Raw genomic sequence first — 3081 nt, 5'->3', positions numbered from 1 at the left:
AGCCCACTCAACCACTGCGTCTTGCTCGACAATCCAAAGACAATTGAGAGGCTAGAACTTTTGTCCCAGCCTCTTTTATGTTATGTTTCTTTAGTTCCCTGCTCCAAAAAATTGATCCACAAAGAAACTGAAGTAAGATTTCTCTCCTGTAATCAGGACACACTTCCCTTCCAAACCATATCGTAGGAGTTTGGCCTCCTGATCCTTGAGACGAAGAACTCCCTCTATTTTGAAAAAGTTCCCCTGTTCTGTCCGAGTGGCACTCGAAGCAATTGAGCTAATACGGGCCTCTAGCGTAATTGGTTTTTGTTTACTTCCCTGTGTGCTAAAGCGAATCCGATCACCTACATGAATCGTAGCTATATCTTTTGAAGGAATATAGGTAACAATCTTGACTTCTTTTTCTTTCTGAATGAGTGGATAAACTTGAGCCAAAGGAGTGCCTTCCGCTACAATACTCACTCCTTTGGTTTCATCATTCAAATGAATCACTCCTTCATCCTTGGCTAGAATCCGAGTCTTCTGAAGAAGATTTTCTTGTGTTTTTAACTTACTGTCTAGATCTGCAATTTGCTGAGAAAGAAGCAGTAAATCTTGTCCAACTTTACTCAGCTGTTGAGCTTTCAGGGAGGCTATTTGACTATCTAAGCTGGTAGAAAAAGCTTGTTGGCTTCCGGATCCCGCATATTGAATTCGATAATTAGAAATACTTGCCTCTAACTGCTGGATTTGACTATCTAGCTGACTGATAAAAGAAGCTTGTGCTTGAGCGTTTTCTTCTCCATGTGATTGCTGAGCGTAACTCTGGTAGAGAGAATAAAGTGGATGAGTCGCATCCAGACTTCTTCCCTCTAGTAGAGCTGATTTTAGACTATGGTAATCAGTTAATCGCTTCTCTTGGTCTTGGATAGCTTGGCCAATTTCTGCTTGACTGGAACTTGCACTGGCATTTTGAGAAGCAATGGTTGCATTTTGTTGATGGGCTTGCGCTTGGAGAATCGCTATTTGTTGCTGATAATCCTTAAACAGCTGGTCATACCCAAAATGCTCATTTCCTGTAAACTGGCTCTCCCCAGTCTCAATGCTCGTTTTCAACAATTTTAATTGTTCCTCCTGTTTCTTTAAGAGGTCGAGCTGTTGCGTTAAGCTCATTCCTTGTTGTTTTTCCTGATCCTCTTGGTATTCTACCAAGATTTCTCCCTTCTTAATCTCTTTATTTTCCTTCAAATGGTTGACTTGAATGGGAGAATTACTCGTTGACTGGATTTGGTCTACCACGCGCGTAGCTTCAATCGTTCCACGACTAGACAAGGTCACTTCCTTCTTGGCAAAGACAGAGAAACCGACAACAAACAGTAGTAAAAGAAAACAAGGGACTACCCATAAACTAGCAAAATTATGGAAACGTTTCTGATAGAATTCTGCACTTTCAAAATATTTTTCGTTCATCATACTTTCTTTTTTTCTCCTAGTCCTCTCTTAACAAGTCACCAAATGGCTGTAATAGCCATTCTTTTTCAGCAGTTCTTCATGGCTTCCTTCTTCCTTCAGACGACCTTGGTCCATGAGGAAGACTTTTTCAGACCGTTCCGCAATCGTTAACCGATGGGCGATAAAGATAATCGTTTTGTCTAAGGCCATCAAGCGGTCCACAATTTTCTTCTCCGTCAAGATATCCAGGCTGCTGGTCGCTTCATCCAAGATCAGAATCGGAGCGTCCGTTAATAAGGCACGCGCCAAGGCAATCCGTTGCCGTTGACCACCAGAGATTCCCATTCCATCCGTAGTCAATTCTGTTTGGTAATTGAGGGGCATTCGCTCAATATCTTCTCGAATTCCTGCGATTTCAACAGCGCGCAAGATATCTTCCTGACTAGTTCCTTCCTGCGCTCCCAGTAACAAGTTCTCTAAAATCGTACCGTTAAAGACATAGGGCTGCTGGGGTAAATAATTGATTTGCTGACGGAGCAAGGTCTTATCCACTTGCTGGATATCCGTTCCTCCCAGGCGAATCGTCCCTTTATTGGGTTGGTAGAAATTCACCATCATCTTTGCTAGCGTGGTTTTTCCAGAACCTGAAATACCAACAAAACTTACCTTGCTCCCTTTTTTGATCGTGAGACTGATATCGGTAAGAACGTTAGCTCCAAAACCGTACTTGTAGTCCACTCCCTCAAAAACCAGATCACCATCGAGAGCCTCACAATCTTGAAGAGGCTTCTTCTCTGCGAACTCAGAGTCTATCAAATAGACTTCATTCAGACGGGTATTGGCCACTCGGGCTGCTTGAAGTTTGGTTTGGAGGTTGATCAAGTTCTCTAAAGGGCCTGTGAAATAAACAAGGAGAGTGTTGTAAGTGATCAACTGCCCCAAGCTCAATTCTTGCTTCATGACCAAATGAGCTCCCAACCACAAGACCAAGACATTCAAAATCAACTGGGCCAAGTGCTTGAGCCCCTTTTGTAGACTCTCCGCCTTGCTCATGGCAAAGGACTTCTTGAGATAGTCCACAAATTCTGAGTCAATCTTTTGATAGCGGCTCCGCTCACTGGTAAGAGACTTGATGGTTTCGATCCCATTGATATCTTCGATGATGGAAGAAGACAAAACACTATTAGCTTCCATGGTTTCATTATTTAAGCGCTCAAAAGGCTTCATAAAGGCAAAAATAATGACCGCATAAATCGGTAACAAGAGAATGGTCAAGAAAAAGAGGTGAGCATTTTGGCTAAACAGGACTACTGATAAAATCAAAACAATAGACAGATCCAAAAAGATTGAAAGCAGTGTACTAGCCAGAGCATCGATAATGCGGTTGGCATCTGTAAACCGCGATACCACTTCTCCTGTCCGTCGAGTTGCAAAGAAACTCATAGGCAACTGAAAAACATGCTTAATATAAGACAGAATAACATCAATAGACAAGCGTTGGCCTAAAACAAGAAGCAAGTAATCTTGCGCATAGGTCAGGACCTGCTGTAGGATATAAACCACGATCAACCCTAGTGAAATCACACTCAGCGTCTGCTTCATCTGATCAGGCACATAGGTATCAATAATCGATTGTAGGTAGTAAGAACC

General features: G+C 42.5%; 2 protein-coding genes. Both read right to left on the bottom strand.

Annotated elements, in window-relative coordinates; genetic code table 11:
* Positions 1-90 precede the first annotated feature (90 nt).
* On the bottom strand, positions 91-1452 hold the full coding sequence (locus QZ158_RS08120) for a bacteriocin secretion accessory protein (protein WP_293887476.1): 1362 nt from the start codon (positions 1450-1452) through the stop codon (positions 91-93).
* A gap of 27 nt (positions 1453-1479) precedes the next feature.
* The coding region (locus tag QZ158_RS08115) for a peptide cleavage/export ABC transporter (RefSeq protein ID WP_293887474.1) at positions 1480-3081 on the bottom strand (1602 nt) is incomplete at its 5' end.

Source organism: Streptococcus sp. A12 (genome assembly GCF_905372335.1).
Taxonomy (GTDB): domain Bacteria; phylum Bacillota; class Bacilli; order Lactobacillales; family Streptococcaceae; genus Streptococcus.
Note: the sequence above shows the minus strand (reverse complement) of the source record. Positions and strands in the feature narration are given on the sequence as shown.

Excerpts from the sequence above, each read along its gene's own strand:
- QZ158_RS08120 (WP_293887476.1), bottom strand. The coding sequence starts at position 1,452 with ATGATGAACGAAAAATATTTTGAAAGTGCAGAATTCTATCAGAAACGT.